Source organism: Gellertiella sp. DMC107, assembly GCF_056313605.1.
The window spans coordinates 146,972-171,246 of record NZ_JBQUZZ010000005.1; the positions used below are offsets into that span (position 1 = coordinate 146,972).

Genomic DNA, 24,275 nt, shown 5'->3' on the forward strand with positions numbered 1-24,275 from the left:
GCAACCATTTTATCGCCCCTGCCCGGCAAGGCGCATCTTGCGCCGTGCCGGTGACAGGTCGGCCTAAGCCGCCTGCCCTTTTCAGATGAAATGGAACGCGCCAAGATCGGCCAGCCACGGCGCGCTGCGGAAGGCAGCGAACTGGACGGCGGCTTCCGAACCGGCGCCGTCGGCATCCCAGAAAAGGCCACTGCCGTTCACCAGAATATAGCCATGGCTTGAATCCGGTGCGGCTGTGCCCAGGATCACGTAATCGGCGAAGCTGGCATCCGCGCGAAGACCGAAAGACGCCCGGTCGAGCGCGATCCTGTCGCCCATTCCCGACTCAAAGTCGGCAATCGTGTCCAGCCCGCCATCGAGAGACAGAACGAAGGTGTCGGCGCCGAAGCCCCCGGTCAACCAGTCGTTTCCGCGACCGCCGGCAATCCGGTCATCCGTATTGAAGCCGGTGATGGTGTCGTTGCCATCCGTGGCGGCGCGCGCGATCACATCGGCCCTGAGATCGTCGATGGTCATGGTCTTGTCCGCAAGAACCAGCGATTCGATCCCCCGGTAGGAGTAGTTCTGGAAACTTCCCAGCTGGACGCTGCCGCCGTCCTTGCCGCCCTCAGCCGAGGGCGCAATGAGCAGCGTGACATCGTCCCCGCTCCGCCGGTAGGACAGATCGGCGAGCTTGACGTCCGCGAGGACCAGACTGTCGGCGTCGCCACTCCAATCCCCATCCAGGATGGTGTCGTTCCCGTCGCCGCGGTTCCAGATATAGGTGTCGTTGCCCTGTCCGCCGTTGAGAATGTCATCGCCGAGACCGCCGGCAATCAGGTCATTGGTGTTATATCCATAGATCGTGTCGTTGCCGGCCGTCGCCACCCGGACCAGCACCTCGGTGCGCAGCTTCGCCACAGACCAGGTCGTGTCGGCAAAGACGACACTTTCGATGCCCCGCCCCCAGGAATCGCTGATGCTGCCAATATTGACGCTGCCGCCATCCTTGCCGCCCGCGACCGTGGGTTCGATCACGATCTTGAGCTCGTCGCCCGTCTGGCGGAAGGAGACGTCCGTGCTCTTCACCCCGTTGAGCAGCAGCTGGTCGGCATCACCGTCCCACTGATACTCCGTGACGGTGTCATTGCCGTCGCCCCGGTTCCAGACATAGGTATCGTTGCCGCCGCCGCCGAACAGCTTGTCATTGCCGAGACCGCCGGCGAGCGTGTTGTTGGTGTAAAAGCCATGGATCGTGTCATTGCCGGCAGTGGATGCGGCCGCGATGATCCTGGCACGCAGCGTATCGATGCTCCAGGTCGCATTGGAAAAGGCAAAACGCTCGAGACCATGGTCCCAGGACGTGTTCAGATCGCCGATGTTGATGCTGCCGCCGTCCTTTCCGCCCGCCTTGGAGGGGGCAACCAGAAGCGTGATGTCGTCGCCCACCCGACGGTAGGAAACCTGCGTGGTTTTCACCCCCTGCAGCACCAGCCGGTCGCCATGGCCGGAAAAATTGCCCTCCGTGATCGTGTCGTCGCCATCGCCGCGACCCCAGATATAGATGTCGTTTCCATCCCCGCCGCTCAGCTGGTCATTGCCGCGCCCGCCTTCAAGCGTGTCATTGGTGTTGAAGCCGTTGATCCGGTCGTTACCGTCCGTCGCTTCTGCCGCGATGATCTTCGCGCGCAGGCTGTCGATGCTCCAGGTCACATTGGAGAAGGCAAACCGCTCGATCCCCTGATCGAAGACAAGGTTGAGGCTCCCGAGCTGGATGCGTCCGCCATCCCCCGCACCCGGTGCCGAGGGTGCGATGACCAGCGTCACGTCGCTGCCCACCCTCTCGAACGAGACCTGGCTGCTGCGGACTCCGTTGAGCACCAGCCTGTCGCCAATGCCGGATACCACGCCCTCGGTGATTGCGTCATTCCCATCGCCTCGGCTCCAGATGTAGATGTCGTTTCCATCGCCGCCGTTCATGAGGTCGTTGCCGCGCCCGCCGATGAGCGTGTCATTGGTATCGAAACCGACTATCGTGTCGTCACCGGCTGTCTGCGCCAGGGCGATGATTTCGGCGCGCAGCTTGTCCGCGCTCCAGGTCACATCGGAGAAAACGATGCTTTCGATACCCTGCTCCGCCCAGCGGTTCAGGCTGCCGACATTGACGCTGCCGCCGTCCTCCCCTCCCTCCTGCGAGGGGGCGATCACGATCGCCACTCCGTTCGCGCCGCGCTCGAAGGATACTTCGGTGCTCTTCACGCTGTTCAGAACCAGTCGGTCCGCATCGCCGTTCCAGTAGGTCTCCGTAATCGTGTCATGGCCGTCGCCGCGATTCCAGATGTAGGTGTCGTTGCCCCCGCCACCGTTCAGCGCGTCGTCACCGGGGCCGCCGACGATGTTATCGTCGGTCCGGAACCCGTTTATGCTGTCGTTTCCAGGTGTGCGGGCCTCCGATATCAGAAAGGCCCTCAGGGTGTTCATGCTCCAGGTGCCATCCGAGAAGGTAATGGCCTCGATGCCCTGCTGCATGACAGCGTTGATGCTGCCGATATTGACGCTGCCGCCGTCGTTACGCCCTTCGCCGGACGGCGCGATCACGATGGTCACCTCATCGGCGTTGACCTTGAAGGAGACTTGTGTGCTGAGGATATCCTTCAGCACCAGCGTATCGGCATCCCCGCCCCAGATGTCTTCGACAATGGTATCGTCGCCGTCGCCGCGGCTCCACACATAGGTGTCATTGCCGGCGCCGCCTCTGAGCAAGTCATCGCCCGCACCGCCCACCATCGTATTGTCGCTGGAATCGCCGTCGAGCGTATCGTTACCGTCGAGGCCAAAAACTACATTCGTATCGTTCAGTTCATCTGAAACAGAAACCATGGACATCATCTCCACTTTAAACAAAAATTACTTCGTGAATTTTCCGTCTTTATGCATTTTCCGGTTATGCTTGTGTCCGGGCACAGCCGGTCAAAACACCGGGAACCCGCATTATGAAAATGGGCGCGCCTGCGCATGCCGGATCCACCCCGGCGAAAGGGCTTGCGCTTTGAAAAAATTGAGCTTTACGGCGTTGGCCTGCCGCCCGCGAGGTGGGCGTCACCAGACGGCATGCGTTAATTAACGTTTTCTTAATTTATATTTTCAGAAATTAAAACAGAAAAAGTCGGGCTCTCGCGAAATATTTTCTGTGTGATTTCCAACAATAATACGGGCGCGACTGTTTTTAATCATGATGAGTCCGGACAAGTGTCCGCTTCAGCCGACAATAAACAGGCCAAAAAGCGCGCCGGAGGCGATGATAGTGGCGGACAATAGTTCCCATTGCCTGACATTACAGGCCCTTGGTTGCCGCGAGCCTTCGCGATCTTAAATTGCCCTTCGGACCATGAGCGAGCGTTTCCGCGACCCTGTCTCGCTCTCGTCGCCAGCCATGGCGGGGTCGTGCCCTTCACACAGAAGATAGAGAACGGCCCCGTCCTTGAACGGGGCCGGGATGGAAGGGGATCAGCGCGGCATCGTATCGCGCAGATGGTCGAGGCCGGCGCGGAGCGTCGTGATCATCTGGTCGATCTCGGCGCGGGTAATGATGAGCGGCGGCGAGGCCAGCATGCGGTCGTTTGTGGCGCGCAGCACGAGGCCGTTTTCCAGGCAGTGATTGCGCACGACGACGCCCGCATCCTCCGGCTTGTCGTAGCGGCGCCGGGTCGTCTTGTCGGCGGCCAGCTGCAGCCCGCCCATCAGACCGACGCTTTCCGCCTGACCGACCACGTCGTGATCCTCGAGGCTCTTCCAGGCGGCGGCGAAATAGGGGCCGGTATCGTCGCGCACGCGCTCGACCAGCTTTTCTTCCTCGATGATGCGGAGATTTTCGAGCGCAGCCGCCGCGCAGACCGGGTGGCCGGAATAGGTGAAGCCATGGTTGAAATCACCGGCCTGGTTGATCAGCACGTCGGCGACGCGCTTGGAAACGATCACCCCGCCAATCGGCAGATAACCGGAAGAGAGGCCCTTGGCGATCGGGCAGAGATCCGGCTCCAGCCCGTAATGCTGGTGGCCGAACCAGGAGCCGAGCCGGCCGAAGCCGCAGATCACCTCGTCATTGACAAGCAGCACGTCGTATTTCTTGCAGATGCGGGCAATTTCCGGCCAGTAGGTGGAGGGCGGAATGATCACCCCGCCGGCGCCCTGGATCGGCTCGGCCACGAAGGCGGCCACCTTGTCGGCGCCGAGTTCGAGGATCTTGTCCTCCAGCTCGCGGGCACGGGCGAGGCCGAATTCCTCCGGCGAGAGGTCGCCCCCTTCCACATACCAGTAGGGCTGGCCGATATGGACGACGCCGGGGATCGGCAGGTCGCCCTGCTCGTGCATCCACTTCATGCCGCCGAGCGAGGCACCGGCGACGGTGGAGCCGTGATAGCCGTTCTTGCGGGAGATGATCACCTTCTTTTCCGGATGACCCAGCGTCTGCCAGTAGACGCGGGCCATGCGGAACCAGGTATCGTTTGCCTCCGAGCCCGAGCCGGTGAAGAAGACGTGGCTGAAGCGCGGGCCGGCATGGCCGATGATCTTTTCGGCAAGCAGGGTCGCCGGTTCGGTCGTGGTGCCGAAGAACGTGTTGTAGTAGGGCAGTTCGTTCATCTGGCGCACCACCGCATCGGTGATTTCCTTGCGGCCATAGCCGACATTCACGCACCAGAGGCCGGCAAAACCATCCAGATATTTCTTGCCGTGGTTGTCGAAAATGTGAACGCCTTCCGCGCGCTGGATGATCCGGGTGCCGGAGGCATTCAGCTTTTTCATATCCGAGAACGGGTGCATGTGATGCGCTGCATCAATGGCACCGATGTTGGAACGAGCGTGAGCGGCATTCGTTGGCATTTTCTGTCGGTCCTCCATTTCGGGAATATCGGAAGGTCTTTTAGCCCAGTTTCTATCCGATATCCCGTCTTGACTGTTGGGTGGGCTTAATATCTACGCTTTAGAGCATGTACTTTAGCAGTTGTTTTGACAAGAGAGCGAAATCGCCCGGTCGAAGCCAAACAGTGAAAAGCTCTGAAAAGCGCAGGGGATCATGAAGGAAACGCAAGTCGGGCATACGGGAAACGAAACGGGCGGCCAGGTGCCGCGGATGGAAATCCTGCTGGTGGGCATGAATGGCGACCTTCGCGGAAAGCAACTTCCGCTTGAGGCCGAAAAGAAGGTCTGGAAAGGCGAAGTGCGCCTGCCCTCCTCCACCCAGTCGCTGGATATCTGGGGAGACGACAATGACGACCTGACGGGGCTATCCCAATCGGTCGGGGATCCGGACGGGCTCTGCGTGCCGGACAAGCGCACCCATGTGCCCCTGCCCTGGGCGCCGGAAGGTTCGAGCCAAGTTCTCGCCACCATGCATGACATGAGCGGCGAACCGATGTTTCTCGACCCCCGGGCCATTCTCGCCAAGCTTCTGGAACGGTTCAAGAAAATCGGCCTGACGCCCGTCGTGGCGACCGAGCTGGAATTCTACGTGGTGGAAGGCGACTGGAACGAGACCGGCCGGCCGGTGCCGCCGAAAGCGCTGCGCTACCGGGACGAGCCGAACGGCTTCCAGCTCTACGACATGCGGGCGGTCGACGCGCTCGACGATTATCTGCAGACGGTGCGCGCCTATGCCCGCGCCATGGAGCTGCCCGCCGATGCAACCACGGCGGAATTCGGCCCCGGCCAGTTCGAGGTCAATCTCAACCACCGGCCGGATGCGCTGGCCGCTGCCGATGACTGCATCTATCTGAAGCGGGTGGTGGAAGAGGCTGCCCGGAAGCACGGCCTGAAATCCACCTGCATGGCCAAACCCTACGGGAATCACGCCGGTTCCGGCCTGCATGTGCATGCCAGCCTGATCGACGAGAACGGCCACAATGTGCTGGATGCCAAGGGCGGCGATCCGGTGAAGCTCAAGCACCTCTGCGGCGGCATGCTGAAGACCATGCGGGATGCACAGCTGATTTTCGCGCCCTTTGCCAATTCCTACCGGCGCTTCCAGCCGAATTCCTTCGCCCCAGTCGATCTCACCTGGGGTTTTGCCCATCGCGGCACGGCCATCCGCATTCCTGATGCCAACGGGCCGGCGGCGCGCATCGAGCACCGGGTGGCAGGGGCCGATGCCCATCCGCACCTGCTGCTGACGGCCATTCTCGGCGGCATGCTCTACGGGCTGGAAAACGAGATCGACCCCGGCGAACCGGTCACGCCGGAGAGCGCGCCCGAAAATCCCGGCCGTCTCACCCATGATTTCCTGACGGCAGTGGAGGAATTCTGCGCCTCGCCCTTCATCGCCGACGTCTTCGGCCCCCGCTACCAGAAGCTTTACGGCGACACAAAGCGGAAGGAAGCCATCACCTACCTGCGCACGGTCAGCGATTTCGATTACCAGACCTATCTCGCGAGGATCTGACCCGAAGCGGATTGCCCCGAAAACGGGCAACCCGGCAGTCGCGGATGTTCCCCATGCGGCATCCGCGGCTCTCCGTGCGGCGCGAAGTGCCTGAAATACCCAAAATTTCGGTGGCAATTCGCATGCGAACACAGGCAAACTGTTGATAAGAAATTGCCATTTTTCGCCAATTTGGGTCAGCATCTTGCGGCAAACCGCATAAAGTTTTTCATTTTAGCCAAAAAATAGTGTTTTTCGCCCGCTGGCTTCTTACGTTCACGGAAATAGCGAAGGCGTACAGCTTGTCTTTCGGGCAAAATTGGACTTCTCTCATGGCATCATAAAAACAAACAGTGGGAAGGAGAACTGTCATGTCCCTCATGAAAACAAACTGGAAGGCTGCGCTGCTTGCAGCCACGATCCTCGTCGGCGCCAGCCCCGCACTCGCAGAGGCTGTATTCCATCGCGGCAATTCGGGCGAACCGCAGACGCTCGACAGCGCGCATGTCTCCGTGGATATCGAAGCCTTCGTCCTGAAGGATCTCTACGAAGGCCTGACGATCTATTCCGCCGATGGCAAGATCGTACCCGGCGCGGCTGAAAGCTGGACCGCCAATGACGACGGCACGGTCTATACGTTCAAGATTCGCGAAAACGCCAAGTGGTCAGACGGTTCGCCCGTGACGGCCGATGATTTCGTGTTCTCCGCCCAGCGCGTCGAGGACCCGAAGACGGCTGCCGAATATGCCAACATTCTCTATCCCATCAAGAATGCCGAAAAGGTCAACAAGGGCGAAGTGCCGGTCGACCAGCTCGGCGTCAAGGCCGTCGATGCCAAGACCGTCGAATACACGCTCGAGCGCCCCACCCCCTATTTCCCGCAGCTGATGGCGCATATGACGGCGCTGCCGGTCAGCAAGGCCAATGTGGAAAAGTTCGGCAAGGACTATGTGAAGCCCGGCAACATGGTATCGAACGGTGCCTTCAAGCTGGAAGCCCATGTGCCGAATGACAGCCTGACCGCCGTGAAGAACGAAAACTACTGGGATGCGGCCAACGTCAAGCTGGACAAGGTGATCTTCTATCCGTCCGAAGACGATGCGGCCAACATCCGCCGCTTCGAGGCCAAGGAGCTGGATACGGTCTATCACTTCTCGTCGAGCGAGATCAAACGCCTGCGCGAGCAGTACAAGGACCAGGTCCGCGTGACGCCGGCGCTGTCGACCTACTACTACTCCTTCGACGCGCGTCAGGAACCCTACAGCGACGTGCGCGTGCGCATGGCCCTGTCCATGGCCGTCGATCGTGACTTCCTCGCCAAGGAAATCTACAACGGCGCCCAGCTGCCGGTTTACAACCTCGTGCCGGAAGGCATGGAAGGCTATGGCAAGGGTCCGGTTCCGGAATGGGCCAGCCTTTCCCAGATCGACCGCGAAGACAAGGCTCTCGCGTTGATGAAGGAAGCCGGTTACGGTGAAGGCGGCAAGCCACTGAACATCGAGATCCGCTACAATACCAACACCGACCATGAGCGCGTCGCGACCGCCGTTGCCGACATGTGGAAGAACACCTTCGGCGCCAAGGTAACCCTGCTGAACTCGGACGTTTCCGCCCACTACGCCTATCTGACGGAAGGCGGCAAGTTCAACGTGGCGCGTGCCGGCTGGTCGGCCGACTACGGCGATCCGGAAAACTTCCTGTCGCTGATGATCTCCACCAACAAGAGCTTCAACTACGGGCATTACAACAACCCGGAATTCGACGCGCTGATGAAGCAGTCCTATGACGAGCGCGATGCCGGCAAGCGCATGGAAGCGCTGAAGAAGGCCGAGGAGCTGATCAACAAGGACCAGCCGATCGCCTCGCTGATGAACTACGCAAATCTCTGGCTGGTCTCCGACCGGATCAAGGGCTGGCAGGACAATGCTGTCAACGAGCACCTGTCCAAGTACCTGAGCGTCGCCGAGTAACCCGTACTAGGGAGCCCAGCCGCCGGATCAGCCCTGGTCCGGCGGCGGGTCTATTGCCATGATCCAATTCGTGCTGAGGCGCCTGATGAGCGCCGTCCCGACGATTTTTGTCGTCGTCACCATTTCCTTCTTCATGATGCGCTTCGCCCCCGGCGGCCCCTTCAACCTGGAACGCCCGCTGGCGCCTCAGACGATGGCCAATGTCATGAAGACCTACGGGCTCGACAAGCCGCTCTGGGAGCAATACCTGCATTACCTCGGCAATGCGGCGACCGGCAATTTCGGTCCGAGCTTCGTCTACAAGGACAATACGGTTGCCGAACTGATCGGCAATGCCCTTCCCTATTCCATCGAACTCGGCCTCTGGGCGCTGCTTCTGGCGGTGGTCGGCGGGGTTGCGCTCGGCACCATTGCCGCACTGCGGCAGAACGGCTGGATCGACTACACGCTGATGGTCATCGCCACCATCGGGGTTACCGTGCCGAACTTCGTCATGGGCCCGGTGCTGACGCTGATCTTCGCGATCATGCTGAGCTGGCTGCCTGCCGGAAGCTGGGGAGACGGCTCCTTCCGCTTCCTGGTGCTGCCGGTGCTCTCCCTCGGCCTGCCGCAGCTCGCGGTCTTCGCCCGGTTGACCCGCGGCTCGATGATCGAGGCGCTGCACACAGACCATATCCGCACGGCCCGCGCCTATGGCCTGCCGCCCCGGGTGGTGGTCGTCACCCATGCGATGCGGGCGGCCATGCTGCCGGTGCTCACCTATCTCGGGCCCTGCGCCGCGGCGCTGCTCACCGGTTCGGCGGTGGTCGAGACCATCTTCGCCATTCCCGGCGTCGGCCGCTTCTTCGTGCTGGGCTCGCTCAACCGCGACTATACGCTCGTCATGGGCACGGTGATCCTGATTGCCGTCTTCGTGATCCTCTTCAACCTGATCGTGGACGTCCTCTACGGTCTGCTCGATCCGAGGGTGCGCCATGACTGATACGCCTTCCACCCTCGCCCCCGTGCCCGGCACGGAGGCCGACCGCCCGAGCCGAAGCCTCGCGCAGCTCGCCTGGATCCGCTTTCGCCGCAACAAGGCCGCCATGCTCGGCTGCCTGATGCTGGCGCTTATCGTGGTGTTTTCCTATATCGGCCCGATGTTCCTGAAGCACGGCTATGACCAGGTCTTCCCGTCCTACGTGACGCTTGGACCGAGCCTGTCGCCGCGGCCCGACCCCGATACGCTGAAGGAAGTGGCCGACAGTGCCGCCAAACGCGCCCGGGTAACGCTCTCTTCCTTCTCGGTGGAGAACGGCACCTATTCGGCGGTGATCACCTCGACCAAGCCGATCGATCCCCGTTCCGTCCGCTATTTCGACCGGGCAAACGAGTTCGAGAATACGGAAGTCAAGGAAACCTCGGCCGACCAGATGTCGATGACGCTGGCAGGCCAGGTCGATCAGGAATATTTCCTATTCGGCACCGACAATAATGGTCGCGACCTGCTCGCCCGCGTGATGCTGGGCGGCCAGATCTCGATTGCCGTCGGCGTTGCCGCCTCGCTCGTCTCGCTCGGCATCGGCGTGCTCTACGGCGCCACCTCCGGCTATATCGGCGGGCGCGTCGACAATGTGATGATGCGCTTTGTGGAAATCCTCTATTCCCTGCCCTTCATCTTCCTGGTCGTGGTGCTCGTCGTCTTCTTCGGACGCTCGATCACGCTGATCTTCATCGTCATCGGCGCGGTGCAATGGCTGGAAATGGCCCGGATCGTGCGCGGTCAGACGCTCTCCCTGAAACGCCGCGAATTCGTCGGCGCGGCAGAGGCGCTCGGGCTGTCCGACTGGCAGATCATCCGCCGTCACATCATCCCGAACACGATCGGCCCCGTCATCGTCTTCGTCACCTCGGTCGTGCCGCAGGTCATGCTGCTCGAAAGCTTCCTCTCCTTCCTGGGGCTCGGCGTGCAGGCGCCGCTGGCCAGCTGGGGAACGCTGATCGCCGAGGGGGCGCGCAACATCCAGTCTGCCTACTGGCAGCTGATCTTCCCCTCGGTCTTCTTCGTGCTGACGCTCTTCTCGCTGAACTTCATCGGCGACGGACTGCGCGACGCCCTCGATCCGAAGGACCGCTGACATGACGGAACAGATGCAAACGGTCCTCGACGTGAAGGATCTCAAGGTGCAATTCGATACGCCGGATGGTGTCGTCGAGGCGGTCAAGGGCGTCAGCCTTTCCGTCAGCAAGGGCGAAACGCTGGCCATCGTCGGCGAGAGCGGCTCCGGCAAGAGCCAGACCATGATGGGAATCATGGGCCTGCTCGCCGCCAATGGTCGCGTTTCCGGTTCCGCCCGCTACGGTGGCCGGGAGCTGGTCAACGCACCGCTTTCGGTGCTGAACGGCGTGCGCGGCTCGAAGATCACCATGATCTTCCAGGAACCGATGACCTCGCTCGATCCGCTCTACCGGATCGGCAGGCAAATTTCGGAACCGCTCATCCACCACCGGAACATGAGCAAGGCAGAGGCCCGCGCCCGGGTGCTGGAGCTTTTGAAGCTCGTCGGCATTCCGGAGCCGGAGCGGCGCATCGACAGCTATCCGCACGAGCTGTCCGGCGGACAGCGGCAGCGCGTGATGATCGCCATGGCGCTGGCCAATGATCCCGACCTCCTGATCGCCGACGAGCCGACCACCGCGCTCGACGTGACCATTCAGGCGCAGATCCTGAAGCTGCTCGCCGATCTCCAGAAGAAGTTCGGCATGGCCATCATTCTCATCACCCACGACCTCGGCGTGGTGAAGCATGTGGCCGACCGGGTGGCCGTGATGCGGCGCGGCGAGATCGTCGAGCAGGGCACGCGGGAGGATATCTTCGAACGTCCGCAGGCGGACTATACGAAGATGCTGCTTGCCGCTGAACCCACCGGCCACAAGCCCCCGCCCCCGGCCGGCAGCCCGGTCATTCTCGAAGGGCGCAACATGACGGTTGATTTCGCCATCGGCGGCGGATTCCTGGCGGGTGGCACCCGCACCTTCCGCGCGGTGGACGATGTGAGCGTCCGGCTCGAACAGGGCCAGACCATCGGCATCGTGGGCGAGAGTGGTTCCGGCAAATCGACGCTTGGCCGCGCGCTCCTGAAACTGCTGCCCGCGGCCGGCTATGTGCGCTTCGGCCAGACGGAAATCTCGAAATTCGACCGGGCCGCGATGCGCCCCTATCGCCGGGAGATGCAGCTGGTCTTCCAGGATCCCTACGGCTCGCTCTCGCCCCGCCAGACGGTGGGCGAGATCATCACCGAAGGGCTTTTCGTGCACGAGCCCCAGCTTTCCAAGGCCGAGCGGGACAGCCGTGCAATCGCGGCGCTGAAGGAAGTGGGCCTCGACCCCGCCTCCCGCAACCGCTATCCGCACGAGTTTTCCGGCGGCCAGCGGCAGCGCATCGCCATTGCCCGCTCCATGATCCTGAAGCCGAAGGTGGTGGTGCTCGACGAGCCCACCTCCGCGCTCGACCGGTCCGTGCAGCGCCAGGTGATCGAGCTCCTGCGCGATCTCCAGGAAAAGCACGGCCTCTCCTACATCTTCATCAGCCACGATCTTTCGGTGATCCGTGCGATCTCCGACCATGTGGTCGTCATGAAGGACGGAAAGATCGTCGAGCAGGGCGACACGCAGATGATCTTCGATGCACCGCGGGCCGACTACACGAAAACCCTGATCGCTGCCGCCTTCACCCACTGAAGGCCAGACGCCGAAGCGCGAGACCAGAATGGCCGGGCACAACCCGGCCATTTTCTTTTTCGTATTTCCGTATATGCTGAATTGACTCTTTTATTTTTTGTAGTTACATTTAATGAAGATCGTTTGGGACGAGCGGAAACGAAAAAGCAACCTGATCAAGCATGGCTTCGATTTCGAACAGATCGACAGCTTTGATTGGACCAACGCCCTTTACGGTGCGGCGCATGATTCCAAGTTCGGGCAGCGGCGGCTGAAGGCAACAGGGGCGTTGTCCGGAACCATCGTGATTGTCATTTTCGCTTTTCTGGGAAGTGAAGCCCTCTCGCTCATTTCCTTGCGGGCCGCGAATTCAAGAGAAAAGAAGGAGTTCTTATGGTCAAGATCTACCCGACACTGAAGGAATTCGTGCCCGGTCGAGGTTACACCAAGGAAGACTGGGACGACGTCGATTCCCCCGAATTGACCGAGGAAGAGCTGCGCTCGATGCGTCCTGCCAAGGAAGCATTGCCGCCGGAGCTCTACGAAGCGCTGGTGGACATGCAGCGTCAGCGCGGCCGGCCACCGGTCGAGAGCCCGAAGAAGCAGGTGACGCTGCGGCTCGATGCGGATCTGGTCGCGCATTTCAAGGCGGAAGGCAAGGGGTGGCAGAGCCGGATCAACGCGGCCCTGCGCAAGGCATCGGGCCTCGATCCGGCCTGATCCGGTCAGACGTCGCGGACGCCCTGGATGACATAGACCCGGTCACCGACGGAGACGCGGCTGTAGAGGTCGATCACGTCGTGGTTCATCATGCGGACGCAGCCCGACGACATGGCGAGACCGATGGATTGCGGCTGGTTGGTGCCGTGGATGCGGAACATGGTATCGTGCCCGCCCTGATAGAGGTACATGGCACGGGCACCGAGCGGGTTGTTCGGGCCGCCGGGGACGCCACCGGCATATTTCAGGTTCTTTTCCGGATGGGTGCGAATCATGTTCGGCGACGGCGTCCAGTTCGGCCATTCCGCCTTGCGTCCCACCACGGCCCAGCCGGCAAGCGAATAGCCATTGCGGCCGACACCGATACCGTAACGCATCGCCCGGCCATTGCCGAGCACGTAGTAGAGCCGACGGGCCGGCGTATCCACCACGACCGTGCCTGCAGGGTGCTTGCTGTCATAGGCCACTTCCGTGCGGCGCAGCTCGGGCTTGATCTTGTCCAGCGGAACCTTGTCCAGGGGAAACTTCTCCTCGGGAATGGCCGCATATTTCGACTGGTCCTGATTGGTGGCGCAGGCGGCGAGGAGCAGAGGCAGACCGGCCAGGAATCCGCGGCGGGAGAGGGACATGAAGCAAACCCTTTAGATTTCGTTGATGCCTCGAAACCTAAGGGATTTATGGTTAACCGACGGTAAAGACCGGAACACAGGTGTTTACGATTGAGGCAGATCGCGCAGGGATGCCACGGTCTCGTGGAATTGCCGATAGGATGCGAAATGGGGCACGCCATCCACCGGATGATTGTCGGGGTTATGCAGGATTGCCCGCATGCCGGCCCGCCGGGCAGCCTCCAGCCCCACAGCGCTGTCTTCCACGACAACGACCTCGGAAGGGAGAACCTGCAGTGCTTCTGCCGCATGCAGGAACAGATGCGGCTCCGGCTTCCAGCTGTTCAGGGTATAGGCGCTATAGGTGTGGGCGGGAAAGAAGCGATCCAGACTGGTGATGGCGAGAGACCGGGCAATCTTCTCCGGCGGCCCGCTGGAGGCGATTGCCCTCGGAAGGTCGAGACCCTCCAGCATGTCGTGAACGCCGGGATAAGCTTGCAGCTCGCTTTCATAGCGGCGGGCAGACAGGGTGCGATAGGTCCCGATGAAGGCATCGTCCAACACGCGCCCGGTCAATCGGGAGAAGGTCTCCAGTATGGTGGCAAAGCGCCAGCCGCGATAATGGTGCGCGATGTGGTGGCCGCTCATCCCGAGCTCAGGCAACAGATCGGCCAATGTCTCGGCAGCGATGAGTTCGCTGTCCACCAGGGTCCCGTCGAGATCGAAAATGAAGGCTTTTGTCATGGCGCCAAACCTAACCCATGACGCCGGCGGAGGGAATGCCCGTTCGGCCTTGCACCCTCCCCTGTCGGGGATACCACCCGGCACTTTCCGAGTTGCATTATTTAAGAATTTCAGTATAATCGAATCTAATGAATTCCCGCGCGGTGAGGGGTCGCCGATGGTGGGAATATGGCGTCTCGCCGCCCGAAGCCACGGTTGCGGCGAGACGCTTCCAACTTGTCCTCCACCGTGCCGCGCTGCCCGCTGGAGCCGGCAGGACGAGACGCAGCCCCCTCGCCCACATTGCTGACTGACGCGGTTCCTGCGGGCCGCGCCCGAACATTACATGTTCGGGTAGACCGGCCCTTCGCCACCTTGGGGCACCGTCCAGTTGATGTTCTGGTTCGGGTCCTTGATGTCGCAGGTCTTGCAGTGCACGCAGTTCTGCGCGTTGATGACGAAGGTCGGCTTGCCGTCCTTCTCCACCCATTCATAGACGCCGGCCGGGCAGTAGCGGTTCGACGGACCGGCATAGACATCCAGTTCCGAGGACTTCTGAAGCTCGGGGTTGAGCAGCTTCAGGTGGATCGGCTGGTCTTCCTCGTGGTTGGTGTTCGACAGGAACACCGAGGAGAGACGGTCGAAGGTCAGAACGCCATCCGGCTTCGGGTAGTCAATCTTTTTGTGCTTGGCCGCCGGCTCCAGCGAGGCGGCATCGGTCTTGCCATGCTTCAGCGTGCCGAAGAAGGAGAAGCCGAAGAGCTGGTTCGTCCACATGTCGATACCGCCGAGGCCAACGCCGATCGCCGTGCCGAACTTCGACCAGAGCGGCTTGACGTTGCGCACGCGCTTCAGGTCCTTGCCGATATCGGTATCGCGCCAGCTATTCTCGATCTCCACCGGCTCGTCATTGGCGCGGCCATTGGCAATCGCGTCCGCGAGCTTTTCGGCGGCCAGCATGCCGGAGAGAACCGCATTGTGACTGCCCTTGATGCGCGGCACATTGACGAAGCCCGCCGAGCAGCCGATCAGCGCGCCGCCGGGGAAGGAGAGCTTCGGAACGGACTGATAGCCGCCCTCGGTGATCGCGCGCGCGCCATAGGAAAGGCGCTTGCCGCCTTCGAAGGTGCCACGAATGGCAGGGTGCGTCTTGAAGCGCTGGAACTCCTCGAACGGATAGAGATAGGGGTTCTTGTAGTTCAGGTGGATGACGAAGCCGACCGCCACCATGTTGTCTTCCAGATGATAGAGGAACGAGCCGCCACCGGTCTTCATGTCGAGCGGCCAGCCGAAGGAGTGCTGGACGAGGCCCGGCTTGTGGTTCTCGGGCTTCACTTCCCAGAGTTCCTTGATGCCGATGCCGAACTTTTGGGGCTCGCGGCCTTCCGAGAGCTTGTATTTCGCGATCAGTTCCTTGGCGAGCGAACCGCGCACGCCTTCCGAAATCAGCGTATATTTGCCGAGCAGCGCCATGCCGCGCGTATAGTTCGGGCCGGGCTCGCCATCGCGGCCGACGCCCATGTCGCCGGTCGCAACGCCGATCACGGCGCCTTCGTCATTGTAGAGCACTTCGGCAGCGGCAAAGCCGGGATAGATCTCGACGCCGAGTTCTTCGGCCTTGGTTGCCAGCCAGCGACAGACATTGCCGAGAGAGACAATGTAGTTGCCATGATTGTTCATCAGCGGCGGCATGAAGGCGTTCGGCAGGCGGATGGAACCGGCCGGACCCAGGAACAGGAAGTGATCGTCCGTGACGGCCGTCTTGAAGGGATGGCTTTCGTCTGAGCGCCAGTCCGGCAGCAGGCGGTCGATGCCGACGGGATCGACGACGGCGCCCGACAGGATATGCGCGCCCACTTCGGCGCCCTTTTCCAGCACCACGACCGACAGGTCCGGATTGATCTGCTTCAGACGGATGGCGGCCGAAAGGCCAGCGGGGCCTGCGCCCACGATCACCACGTCGAATTCCATGCTTTCCCGTTCGGGCAGCTCCATCGCTTCGGTCATACTGTCAGTCTCCACTCGCGGCCGTCTTCTCCAAACGGCACGGTCCCCGTCATTCCACTCTCTCTTGGCAAATGATAGATGCATTGTCGAGCCGGGTTTGCGACGCGAAAGCCCTCATTTTGCCGCAGGGAACGGCTCCTTCCCCGCAAATTATTTGACGTTAACGTTCACGTCAATATTCTTCTGCGGCATGGTGGCGGGATGCGCGCCCGCCCTGCCCGCATCGGGCCTTTGTGCACCTTGCCGCGGGGCGGCGCCCGGGTTAGAGCATCTTCAAAAAGGAAGGCCGCATGCTTCGCTCGTTCAAAGTGGTTCCCTGCGATCATGATCGCCATGGCCGGTACTGCAGCAAGTGCGGGCTGGAGGTGGATCCGCCGCGCCTGACATTCCAGACTATTGCGGTGGAATTTCTCGCCATATGGCTACAGCGCGGCTTTCGCGACACGATCGTCGGCCTCACCCTTGCCCCCGGACACCAGATCCGGCATTATCTCAAGGAAAATCGGGCGCTGCTGGTCAAGCCTGTCAATTATCTGATCGTCATCGCGGCGTTCCGGTACTGGGCGCTCACGCTTTACAACACGCGAAGCGATGGCATTGACGATGCGGTGCTGGGCCTGCATGGCAGCGCGGCCGAAAAGGCGGTTCTGGAACCTGCCGTTCGCTGGCTCTATGATCATTATTACCAGCTCGAACTGCTGCAGGCGGTGTTGATGGCGCTTCTGCTGCGCTTCGTCTTTTTCCGACGCGCCGGTTTCACCCTGCCGGAATTCACCATCGCGGTCACCTATATCGTGGCGCAGAGCACGCTGATCCAGGGTCTGCTGGAGCTGTTCTTCACGCCCTTCCACCGGGTGCCGCCACAGGGCCTGATGGCGACGGCTTCGCTCGGCTACACGGCCTTTGCACTGTCGCAACTGCTGGGACCGATGACCGCCGGCAGATTCGCGCGCATCGTCCTCACGCAGGCGCTTGTGATGGCGCTGGCACTCGGCATCGTGCTGGGCGGGCTTGTTCTGTGGGAAAATGGGGTGCGGATCGACCTGCCGGCGCTTCCGGCGTCTTGAAGCCGACATTCGATCCGGCATAGGCTGGCCTTCCTTCCAGAAGGCAGGCTTCCATGACGGCCCTTGATCCCGCTGAACTCGCTGACATCCTCGCCCGGGCCTTTCCCGCCCTTTCCTTGCTCGGCCCGGACGCGCTTTCATCCCGCGCGCCCGGCGAACATCCCGACAATCTCGGCTGCGGCGTCATGGCCCTGCCTGCCACGACCGAAGAGGTGGCAGCGCTTGTCCGCTTCGCGCGGGAGCGGAACATCGCGATCGTCACGCAGGGCGGGCGGACAGGCCTTGTCGGCGGCGGCATTTCGCGGCCCGGGCAGATCATTCTTTCCACCGCGAAACTCGACCGGATCGAAGCGATCCATGAAGGCGAGATGAGCGTGGTTGCCGGGGCGGGCGTCACGCTGGAGGCGCTTCAGGCGCGGCTGCGCCCGCTGGGGCTCACGCCCGGCATCGATCTTGCGGCGCGGGGCTCGGCGACGCTGGGCGGCATGGTCTCCACCAATGCGGGCGGCATCCTTGCCTTTCGCAACGGGGTGATGCGGCATCAGGTGCTGGGGCTCGAGGCGGTGCTGCCGGACGGATCGATCTTCTCGGACCTGACGCGGGTGATCAAGGTTTCCGCCGGGCCCGATCTCAAGCATCTGCTGATCGGCGGCGAAGGCGCGTTCGGCGTGGTCACGCGGGTGGTGCTGAAGCTGGAACGACATACGGGCGAGCGCGCAACGGCGCTTGTCGGCCTGCCTTCTGCCGAACGGGCGCTGGGGCTGGTCGGGGCGCTGCAGGCCCATCCCGCGCTGCGGCTGGAGGGCGCGGAGTTGATGTGGCGGCATTTCTTCGAAGACAGTGCCCGCAATCACGGCTTCGAAACCGACTGGCTGACCGCAGAAACGCCGGCGGTGCTGCTGACAGAAGTGTCCGGCCTTTCGGCAGAAGCCGCGCGGGAGGCGCTGGAATCCATACTGGCCGACCATTGGGAGCGCGCCGGCCTGACCTGCGGCCTCGTCGCCCAGTCGCTCGCCCAGCGAAACCGCTTCTGGCAGCTGCGCGAACAGGCGGATTTCATCTACCGGGAGCATCCCGATGCCCCCTCCTTCGACGTGTCGGTGCCGCCAGGCAGCCTCGATGCCTATGTCGTCGCCTTCCGGGAGCGGCTGAAGCGGCTCGATCCCGATATCGGCGCCTATGTCTACGGCCATATGGCGGACGGAAACCTGCATATATCCATCACCCATGCGGGTGCGGTCAGCGACAGCAGGCGCATCGACATCGAACAGACCGTCTATGACGGCGTTCAGGCGCTCGGCGGGAGTTTTTCCGCAGAGCACGGCATCGGGCTTGAAAAACGGCATGCCTACTTCACCTATAGCGATCGGGTGAAGCGCAGGCTGGCCGACGGGATCAAGCGCGCGCTCGATCCGGAGCTGCTGTTCAATCCCGGCAAGGTGCCGTTCACCGGGGAAACGGACACTTAAATCGCCCCCCTCTCTCTTTTCTCCCTCTCATGGAGTCATGCATGGATCTTGGACTGCTTGGTAAAAGGGCGCTGGTGCTTGCGTCGTCGCGCGGGCTTGGGGCCGGCATTGCCGGCGCGCTGGTGGCGGAGGGGGCAGATGTTATTCTGTGCGGCCGCGACCGGGACGAACTCGCCCGCCGCACCTCCCATCTCAACGAGATGGGGCCGGGCCGGGCCTTCTTTACCGAGGCCGATCTCTTCGATGCTAAGGTCGTCGAAAAGCTTTCCACCACGGTAGACCAGATCTATGGCGGCGCGCTCGATATTCTCGTGAACAATTCCGGCGGTCCGCCGCCCGGTTCGGCGCAGGACGCGACGCCCGAGCTGCTTGCCACCCATTTCGAGGCGATGGTGCTGCGCCAGATCGCGCTGGCGCAGGCATTCCTGCCCGGCATGCGGGCGCGCGGCTTCGGCCGCATCCTGACGGTCGCCTCTTCCGGCATCATCGAGCCCATTCCCGGGATTGCCATTTCGAACACGCTGCGGCCGGCCCTGGCAGGCTGGTCGAAGACCCTGGCAGGCGAGGTTGCCGCCGATGGCGTGACCGTCAACATGCTGCTTCCGGGCAGCATTCTCACCGCACGGCTCGACGAACTCGATCGCCGGGCCGCCGAGCGAAGCGGCAGGACGGTGGAAACGGTCCGGGCGGACTCGGAAGCCGCGATCCCCGCGGGGCGCTACGGCACGGTGGAGGAATTCGGCGCCACCGCCGCCTTCCTTGTCTCCACCAAGGCGAGCTATATCACCGGCTCGATGATCCGCTGCGATGGCGGCGCGGCCCGCAGCGTCTGAGGCCGCTTCTTCTGGCGATCAGCGCCGGCGGAACCGGGCCGGCGCGAAGGTTTCTGCGGTGATTCCCTCGCGAGCGAGCGCATCCGGCACCGGTTCGCCTTGCAGCAGGGCCGCCGACAGAGCGCCGAGGGCTGGCGAGGTCAGGATGCCGAAGCCCCCCTGCCCGGCCAGCCAGAAGAAGCCGGGGCAAGCCGGGTCGAAACCCGCGACGGGCAGCCGGTCGGGCGAAAAGCTGCGCATGCCCGCCCAGGCCTTTGCCACCCGCTTCACCTTGAGGCCGGTATGTGACTCCAGGTGATGCACGGCCCAGGCAATGTCGATCTCTTCCGGCTGCACGTCGCCGGGTTCGCAGGGCGTCTCGTCTGCCGGCGAGACCAGCAGGCGGCCCGCATCCGGCTTGAAATAGAAGGCATCCGCCACGTCATTCACTTCCGGCAGGGCAAGCGCCTCCATGCCCTCCGGCAGATCGACCAGAATGGCGGTGCGCCGGTGCGGCACGATGCCGAGCGGCGCGACGCCGCACAGAACCGCCACCGCATCCGCCCAGCCTCCGGCGGCATTGACGAGAATGCCCGCCCGCAGCGGCCCGGAGGCGGTTTCGACGACCCAGGCACCGTTTTCCCGGCGGGCGGAGACGAGGCCAGCCTTCAGCCTGACATCCAGGCCCGCCTTGCGGGCCTGCCGCAGATAGGCCTGCAACAGGCTGTCCGCCTCGATGTCCCAATACTCCGGATCGTAATAGGCGGCGGCAAAACTTGTCGGATCGATGAAGGGGATACGGGCCTTCACCTCCTCCGGTGTCAGGCGGAGAAGGCCGTCCACCCGCCCGGACAGGTCTTCAAATTGCGTGTCGAGAAGCGCGCGGTCCTCCTCATGCGCCATCACCACGCCGCCGCGCGGCTTCAGCAGCGGCACATCCGTAAAGCCCGCGGGCGGCGCATCGAAGAAAGGTTTGGCGGCGCGGGCCAGTGCCCGGATTTCCGGCGGATTGTAGTTCAGCACGAATTCGGCAGCAGAACGGGCGGTGGCATGATAGCCCGGCTGGTCCTCCGCCTCGAGAAGAGCCACGGAAACACCTGCACCGAGGAAATAGGCCAGCGATGCTCCCGCGATCCCGCCGCCGACGATTGCGATGTCTACCGTATCCATGCCCGCCCCTTCCCTGTTCGAGAAGAGCAATAGGCGGCGGCCACCCCGCCTTCAAATTGATACCCCCGAAGATGGCTATCAATAGGAATAATAGTCTTCGCTGTCCTCGATTTCCTCGGGCAGAAAGTCCGTGTCGTCCATATGGGCAAGGAAGCGCTGCTCGGCGGCGTTCAGCATGGCATTGGGATTGGTGATGCGGAACACCTCGGTGACCGGCAGGTCCGCGTAGGGCGGCAATTGCCAGAGGCGACCCGCCCGGACCGCGGCGGTGGCAAGATGGACCGGCAGCATGCCGATGCCGACATTGGCGGCGATGAGGCGCAGCACCTCCTCCACATGGCTGGAGACGGCGCGCACTTCCTGCCCGAAGGAGCCGAGCGCCCGCACCGCCGTCACCGCGCTCATGTGCGGTCCGCCCAGCATGTCGGCCGGAAAGGCCACATAGGGATCGCCGCGCAGCGCATCGAGCGTGACGCCCTCGACACCGAAGAGCCGGTGGCCGCGTCCGCAATAGAGCGCATAGCGTTCCCGCTTGTAGGGCGCGCGCCGGAGCGCTTCCGGAATGACGCCATCCGAGAGACCGATGGTCGCGACATTGCGCTCCACTGCGGAGATGACGTCGGTGGTGGTCTGGATGGTCACGCTGAGGCTGACCTTGGGATGGGCGGCGAAGAAGCTGGAGAGCTTCCGGTCCCAGTGGGGACTGTGCACATGGCTGACGGAATAGATGCTGACATGGCCGGTCACGTCCTCGCCGGCCTGGTCGAGCGATTCCGGCAGGCGCACCACGGCGGCGAAGATATCCCGGCACTGGCGGTAGAGCCGGTCACCCGCTTCGGTCAGGTCGAAACGACCCGGCCTGCGGTCGATGAGGCGGTGGCCGACCGTCTGTTCCAGCCGCTTCAGCGCCATGCTGACGGCGGGCTGCTGGAGAAGAAGCCGGCTTGCGGCACCGGTGATCGACCCTTCCTCCACCACCACGGCGAACGTGCGCAGGAGGTTCCAGTCGAGATTATGGGCGAAGCGCTCGAGACGATGACGGGCCATGGGCTGTCCTCTCCCCTCCATCAACAGAAACAATTCCGACTATCTTCAGTATCTATTTCGCTTATGCACATTGAGCGCTAGAGTGTCCAGCATCCGGGGACCTCCTGCCCATGTGGACGGAAGGCCCGGTTGAGCCACCGGCACCCCCAGAAGAACCGGGGCCGGAATTTTTGATGCATTCATTTGGGGAACACGGATCATGAAGAAGACAATCGCCGCCCTCGCGCTCGTTGCCGCCGGGCTCTTCGCCGCGCCGGCGGGTGCTGCCGACAAGCTGGTCATCGGTACGGAAGGCGCCTACCCGCCCTTCAACAAGATCGAGGCAGACGGCACCATCACCGGCTTCGACGTGGAAATCGGCAAGGCCCTCTGCGCCAAGATGGATGCGGAATGCACCGTCGTCGCCCAGGACTGGGACGGCATCATTCCCGGCCTGCTCGCCAAGAAATACGACATGATCATCGCCTCGATGTTCATCACCGAAGAGCGCAAGAAGCAGGTTTCGTTCTCCAACCCCTACTATCTGGCCGCCATGACCCGCGTCGTGCCGAAGGATAGCGCGCTTACCGACTTCTCGCCCGAAGCGCTGAAGGGCAAGACCATCGGCGCCCAGTCGGGCACGACCCAGGCGGACTACATCACCGCCGTCTATCCCGACTCCGACATCAAGCTCTACCCGACCCAGGACGAGGTGAACCTCGACATGGTCAACGGCCGTCTCGACATGCAGGTGGGCGACATGCTGCCGCTGCTCGACTGGACGAGCAAGAGCAAGGATGGCGAATGCTGCAAGCTCGCCGGCGATCCGATCACCGATCCGAAGTTCGTCGGCGAAGGCGTGGGCATTGCCGTGCGCCAGGAAGACAATGCGCTGCGCGAAAAGCTGAACAAGGCGCTCGACGAAATCCGCGCCGACGGCACCTACAAGCAGATCAACGACAAGTACTTCACCATCGACGTCTACACGATGAAGTAAGCCGGATCAGGGCGGGGTTTCCCCGCCCTTTTCATGTCGGGCCGTAACATTCGGCCTTCTTGCCCCAACCTGTGCCGGGCATCCGCCGACCCTTCCATCCTGCCGGCCGCAGCAGATCCTCGGGACAAGCCCGAGGATGCCAGCCGCGGTGACGGTCTGCCGCACGCCGATGGGCCTTACCGGCGGATAATCTCCGTGCGATCTTGCCATCCCCTGCCGAACATGGCATCAGGCGCGTCCCTCACGGGCGGCGCCTTCCTTTGTTGGCCGAGCCCCTTTTCCCAAAACAGGCATGGCAAGGAGTGACGGGCATGGCTCGCGCATTGGGCTTCGATTTCGGCACCACCAATTCGGTCATCGCGGTCTCGGCCGGAGAGACGACCCGGTCCATGGTCTTCGACAGCCCGGCCGGCAAACAGGATACGATGCGCACCGCGCTGTCGTTCCTGAAAAAGCCGGATACCAGCCTGCATCCCGAGGCCGGACAGGCGGCGATCCGCCAGTTCATCGACAATCCCGGCGAATGCCGGTTCCTGCAATCGATCAAGACGTTCGCGGCAAGCCCGCTCTTCCAGGCAACCCAGGTCTTTGCGTGGCGCAAGACCTTCGAGGACCTGATGGAGACCTTTACCGAGCGGCTTCGGGCCTATGCGGGCGAGAGCTGGCCCGCGCAACCCGGGCGCATCGTGGTCGGGCGCCCCGTCGCCTTCGCAGGCGCGAGCGCCGACGAGGCGCTGGCGCTCGCCCGCTACAACGAGGCGCTGTCGCGGCTCGGCTTTACCGATATCCATTATGTCTACGAACCGGTGGCGGCCGCCTTCTTCTTCGCCCAGCAGTTGAAGGCGGATGCCACCGTTCTGGTCGCCGATTTCGGCGGCGGCACCACGGACTATTCGCTGATCCGCTTCGAGCGACAGGGCGGCCAGCTTTCCGCCCGCCCGATCGGCCATTCGGGCGTGGGCATTGCCGGCGACCACTTCGATTTCCGTATCGTCGACAATGTCGTCTCGCCGGCCATCGGCAAGGGCACCACCTTCCGCTCCTTCGACAAGCGGCTGGACGTGCCGAGCGGCTACTATGCCAATTTCGGCCGCTGGAACCAGCTCTCGATCTTCAAGACCTCCCGCGAATTCCAGGAGCTGAAGAAGCTCGTGCGCGTGGCCGATGCGCCCGACATGCTGGAGCTCTTCATCGAACTGGTCGAGCATGACGAGGGCTTTCCGCTTTATCAGGCGGTCTCGAAACTGAAGATGGCGCTGTCCAGCGAGGAAGAGGCAGAATTTTCCTTCGCCCCTCTGGGTGCCGCCGGCCGGCAGGTGGTGCGCCGGGCGGATTTCGAGCGCTGGATTGCGCCCGATCTCGCCCGCATCGAGGCGGCGCTGGACGAGGTGCTGGAAAAGACAGAGACACCCGCCGGGGCCATCGACAAGGTGTTCCTCACGGGCGGGTCCTCCTTCGTGCCGGCGGTCCGGCGCATCTTCGAACAGCGTTTCGACGGCTCGCGCATCGAAAGCGGTGGAGAACTGATCTCGATTGCCCATGGCCTGGCGCTGATCGGCGAGCTGGAGGATATCGGTGCCTGGGCGGCCTGAGGATCATTGCTTGATATGGAA

19 protein-coding genes are annotated in these 24,275 nt (G+C 62.6%); 12 read left to right on the forward strand and 7 right to left on the reverse strand.

Translation table 11 applies throughout. The features are described 5' to 3' along the window. Positions 1–81: 81 nt before the first annotated feature. Together ACT54B_RS16920 and ACT54B_RS16925 are read right to left on the reverse strand one after the other, a co-directional pair. On the reverse strand, positions 82–2,859 hold the full coding sequence (locus tag ACT54B_RS16920; RefSeq protein WP_476046494.1) for a hypothetical protein: 2,778 nt from the start codon (positions 2,857–2,859) through the stop codon (positions 82–84). Between the two features lie 627 nt (positions 2,860–3,486). Continuing rightward, positions 3,487–4,860 (reverse strand): aspartate aminotransferase family protein, encoded by a 1,374-nt coding sequence (locus ACT54B_RS16925; protein WP_476046496.1) that lies wholly within the window; start codon positions 4,858–4,860, stop codon positions 3,487–3,489. Positions 4,861–5,053: 193 nt separating this feature from the next. Between ACT54B_RS16925 and ACT54B_RS16930 the strand changes: the two genes are divergently transcribed. From ACT54B_RS16930 to ACT54B_RS16960, 7 genes are all read left to right on the forward strand, one after another. After that, entirely contained in the window at positions 5,054–6,415 is a 1,362-nt protein-coding gene (locus ACT54B_RS16930) for a glutamine synthetase family protein (protein WP_476046498.1), read from the forward strand. A 350-nt stretch (positions 6,416–6,765) separates the two neighbouring features. After that, on the forward strand, positions 6,766–8,364 hold the full coding sequence (locus tag ACT54B_RS16935; protein ID WP_476046500.1) for a peptide ABC transporter substrate-binding protein: 1,599 nt from the start codon (positions 6,766–6,768) through the stop codon (positions 8,362–8,364). A gap of 58 nt (positions 8,365–8,422) precedes the next feature. After that, positions 8,423–9,346: an oligopeptide ABC transporter permease OppB gene (gene oppB / locus ACT54B_RS16940; RefSeq protein WP_476046501.1), complete on the forward strand. Its 924-nt coding sequence runs from the start codon at positions 8,423–8,425 to the stop codon at positions 9,344–9,346. Next, a complete protein-coding gene (locus ACT54B_RS16945; protein ID WP_476046503.1) occupies positions 9,339–10,481 on the forward strand; it encodes an ABC transporter permease in 1,143 nt (380 codons plus the stop codon). Before oppB ends, ACT54B_RS16945 begins: the two co-directional genes overlap by 8 nt. 1 nt (position 10,482) lies before the next feature. Beyond that, complete coding sequence (locus ACT54B_RS16950) at positions 10,483–12,084, forward strand: ABC transporter ATP-binding protein (RefSeq protein WP_476046505.1); 1,602 nt, start codon at positions 10,483–10,485, stop codon at positions 12,082–12,084. A 112-nt stretch (positions 12,085–12,196) separates the two neighbouring features. Further along, on the forward strand, positions 12,197–12,481 hold the full coding sequence (locus ACT54B_RS16955) for a BrnT family toxin (protein WP_476046507.1): 285 nt from the start codon (positions 12,197–12,199) through the stop codon (positions 12,479–12,481). After that, positions 12,457–12,783: a BrnA antitoxin family protein gene (locus tag ACT54B_RS16960; RefSeq protein ID WP_476046509.1), complete on the forward strand. Its 327-nt coding sequence runs from the start codon at positions 12,457–12,459 to the stop codon at positions 12,781–12,783. The genes ACT54B_RS16955 and ACT54B_RS16960 overlap by 25 nt, the downstream gene beginning before the upstream one ends. Before the next feature lie 5 nt (positions 12,784–12,788). Here ACT54B_RS16960 and ACT54B_RS16965 read toward each other — a convergent pair whose 3' ends face one another. The 3 genes from ACT54B_RS16965 to ACT54B_RS16975 form a co-directional block, all read right to left on the reverse strand. After that, entirely contained in the window at positions 12,789–13,412 is a 624-nt protein-coding gene (locus ACT54B_RS16965) for a L,D-transpeptidase (protein WP_476046510.1), read from the reverse strand. An 84-nt stretch (positions 13,413–13,496) separates the two neighbouring features. Beyond that, a complete protein-coding gene (locus tag ACT54B_RS16970) occupies positions 13,497–14,135 on the reverse strand; it encodes an HAD family hydrolase (protein WP_476046512.1) in 639 nt (212 codons plus the stop codon). Positions 14,136–14,456: 321 nt separating this feature from the next. Further along, on the reverse strand, positions 14,457–16,121 hold the full coding sequence (locus tag ACT54B_RS16975; RefSeq protein WP_476046513.1) for an electron transfer flavoprotein-ubiquinone oxidoreductase: 1,665 nt from the start codon (positions 16,119–16,121) through the stop codon (positions 14,457–14,459). Between the two features lie 290 nt (positions 16,122–16,411). On the opposite strand from ACT54B_RS16975, the gene ACT54B_RS16980 reads away from it, so the two are divergent. Genes ACT54B_RS16980 through ACT54B_RS16990 form a run of 3 tightly spaced genes read left to right on the forward strand, consistent with a single transcriptional unit; the run spans position 16,412 to position 19,490 of the window. Then, positions 16,412–17,188: a DUF3667 domain-containing protein gene (locus ACT54B_RS16980; protein WP_476046515.1), complete on the forward strand. Its 777-nt coding sequence runs from the start codon at positions 16,412–16,414 to the stop codon at positions 17,186–17,188. A 53-nt stretch (positions 17,189–17,241) separates the two neighbouring features. Then, a complete protein-coding gene (locus ACT54B_RS16985; protein ID WP_476046516.1) occupies positions 17,242–18,657 on the forward strand; it encodes an FAD-binding oxidoreductase in 1,416 nt (471 codons plus the stop codon). Between the two features lie 41 nt (positions 18,658–18,698). Then, positions 18,699–19,490 carry an SDR family oxidoreductase gene (locus ACT54B_RS16990; protein WP_476046518.1) on the forward strand — a complete coding sequence of 264 codons (792 nt, stop codon included), beginning with the start codon at positions 18,699–18,701 and terminating at the stop codon, positions 19,488–19,490. An 18-nt stretch (positions 19,491–19,508) separates the two neighbouring features. Here the strand turns inward: ACT54B_RS16990 and ACT54B_RS16995 are convergent, their stop codons facing one another. Then, the gene (locus ACT54B_RS16995) at positions 19,509–20,639 is read right to left on the reverse strand and encodes an NAD(P)/FAD-dependent oxidoreductase (protein WP_476046520.1); all 1,131 of its coding nucleotides are present in this window, start codon (positions 20,637–20,639) and stop codon (positions 19,509–19,511) included. A gap of 78 nt (positions 20,640–20,717) precedes the next feature. Further along, entirely contained in the window at positions 20,718–21,686 is a 969-nt protein-coding gene (locus ACT54B_RS17000) for a LysR family transcriptional regulator (protein WP_476046522.1), read from the reverse strand. A gap of 199 nt (positions 21,687–21,885) precedes the next feature. Here ACT54B_RS17000 and ACT54B_RS17005 point away from each other — a divergent pair, with 199 nt between their 5' ends. Then, complete coding sequence (locus ACT54B_RS17005; protein WP_476046524.1) at positions 21,886–22,662, forward strand: ABC transporter substrate-binding protein; 777 nt, start codon at positions 21,886–21,888, stop codon at positions 22,660–22,662. 311 nt (positions 22,663–22,973) lie between these two features. Next, complete coding sequence (locus ACT54B_RS17010) at positions 22,974–24,254, forward strand: Hsp70 family protein (RefSeq protein ID WP_476046526.1); 1,281 nt, start codon at positions 22,974–22,976, stop codon at positions 24,252–24,254. Positions 24,255–24,275: the final 21 nt, after the last annotated feature.

Excerpts from the sequence above, each read along its gene's own strand:
- ACT54B_RS16920 (WP_476046494.1), bottom strand. The coding sequence starts at position 2,859 with ATGGTTTCTGTTTCAGATGAACTGAACGATACGAATGTAGTTTTTGGC.
- ACT54B_RS16925 (WP_476046496.1), bottom strand. The coding sequence starts at position 4,860 with ATGCCAACGAATGCCGCTCACGCTCGTTCCAACATCGGTGCCATTGAT.
- ACT54B_RS16930 (WP_476046498.1), top strand. The coding sequence starts at position 5,054 with ATGAAGGAAACGCAAGTCGGGCATACGGGAAACGAAACGGGCGGCCAG.
- ACT54B_RS16935 (WP_476046500.1), top strand. The coding sequence starts at position 6,766 with ATGTCCCTCATGAAAACAAACTGGAAGGCTGCGCTGCTTGCAGCCACG.
- oppB (WP_476046501.1), top strand. The coding sequence starts at position 8,423 with ATGATCCAATTCGTGCTGAGGCGCCTGATGAGCGCCGTCCCGACGATT.
- ACT54B_RS16945 (WP_476046503.1), top strand. The coding sequence starts at position 9,339 with ATGACTGATACGCCTTCCACCCTCGCCCCCGTGCCCGGCACGGAGGCC.
- ACT54B_RS16950 (WP_476046505.1), top strand. The coding sequence starts at position 10,483 with ATGACGGAACAGATGCAAACGGTCCTCGACGTGAAGGATCTCAAGGTG.
- ACT54B_RS16955 (WP_476046507.1), top strand. The coding sequence starts at position 12,197 with ATGAAGATCGTTTGGGACGAGCGGAAACGAAAAAGCAACCTGATCAAG.
- ACT54B_RS16960 (WP_476046509.1), top strand. The coding sequence starts at position 12,457 with ATGGTCAAGATCTACCCGACACTGAAGGAATTCGTGCCCGGTCGAGGT.
- ACT54B_RS16965 (WP_476046510.1), bottom strand. The coding sequence starts at position 13,412 with ATGTCCCTCTCCCGCCGCGGATTCCTGGCCGGTCTGCCTCTGCTCCTC.
- ACT54B_RS16970 (WP_476046512.1), bottom strand. The coding sequence starts at position 14,135 with ATGACAAAAGCCTTCATTTTCGATCTCGACGGGACCCTGGTGGACAGC.
- ACT54B_RS16975 (WP_476046513.1), bottom strand. The coding sequence starts at position 16,121 with ATGACCGAAGCGATGGAGCTGCCCGAACGGGAAAGCATGGAATTCGAC.
- ACT54B_RS16980 (WP_476046515.1), top strand. The coding sequence starts at position 16,412 with ATGCTTCGCTCGTTCAAAGTGGTTCCCTGCGATCATGATCGCCATGGC.
- ACT54B_RS16985 (WP_476046516.1), top strand. The coding sequence starts at position 17,242 with ATGACGGCCCTTGATCCCGCTGAACTCGCTGACATCCTCGCCCGGGCC.
- ACT54B_RS16990 (WP_476046518.1), top strand. The coding sequence starts at position 18,699 with ATGGATCTTGGACTGCTTGGTAAAAGGGCGCTGGTGCTTGCGTCGTCG.
- ACT54B_RS16995 (WP_476046520.1), bottom strand. The coding sequence starts at position 20,639 with ATGGATACGGTAGACATCGCAATCGTCGGCGGCGGGATCGCGGGAGCA.
- ACT54B_RS17000 (WP_476046522.1), bottom strand. The coding sequence starts at position 21,686 with ATGGCCCGTCATCGTCTCGAGCGCTTCGCCCATAATCTCGACTGGAAC.
- ACT54B_RS17005 (WP_476046524.1), top strand. The coding sequence starts at position 21,886 with ATGAAGAAGACAATCGCCGCCCTCGCGCTCGTTGCCGCCGGGCTCTTC.
- ACT54B_RS17010 (WP_476046526.1), top strand. The coding sequence starts at position 22,974 with ATGGCTCGCGCATTGGGCTTCGATTTCGGCACCACCAATTCGGTCATC.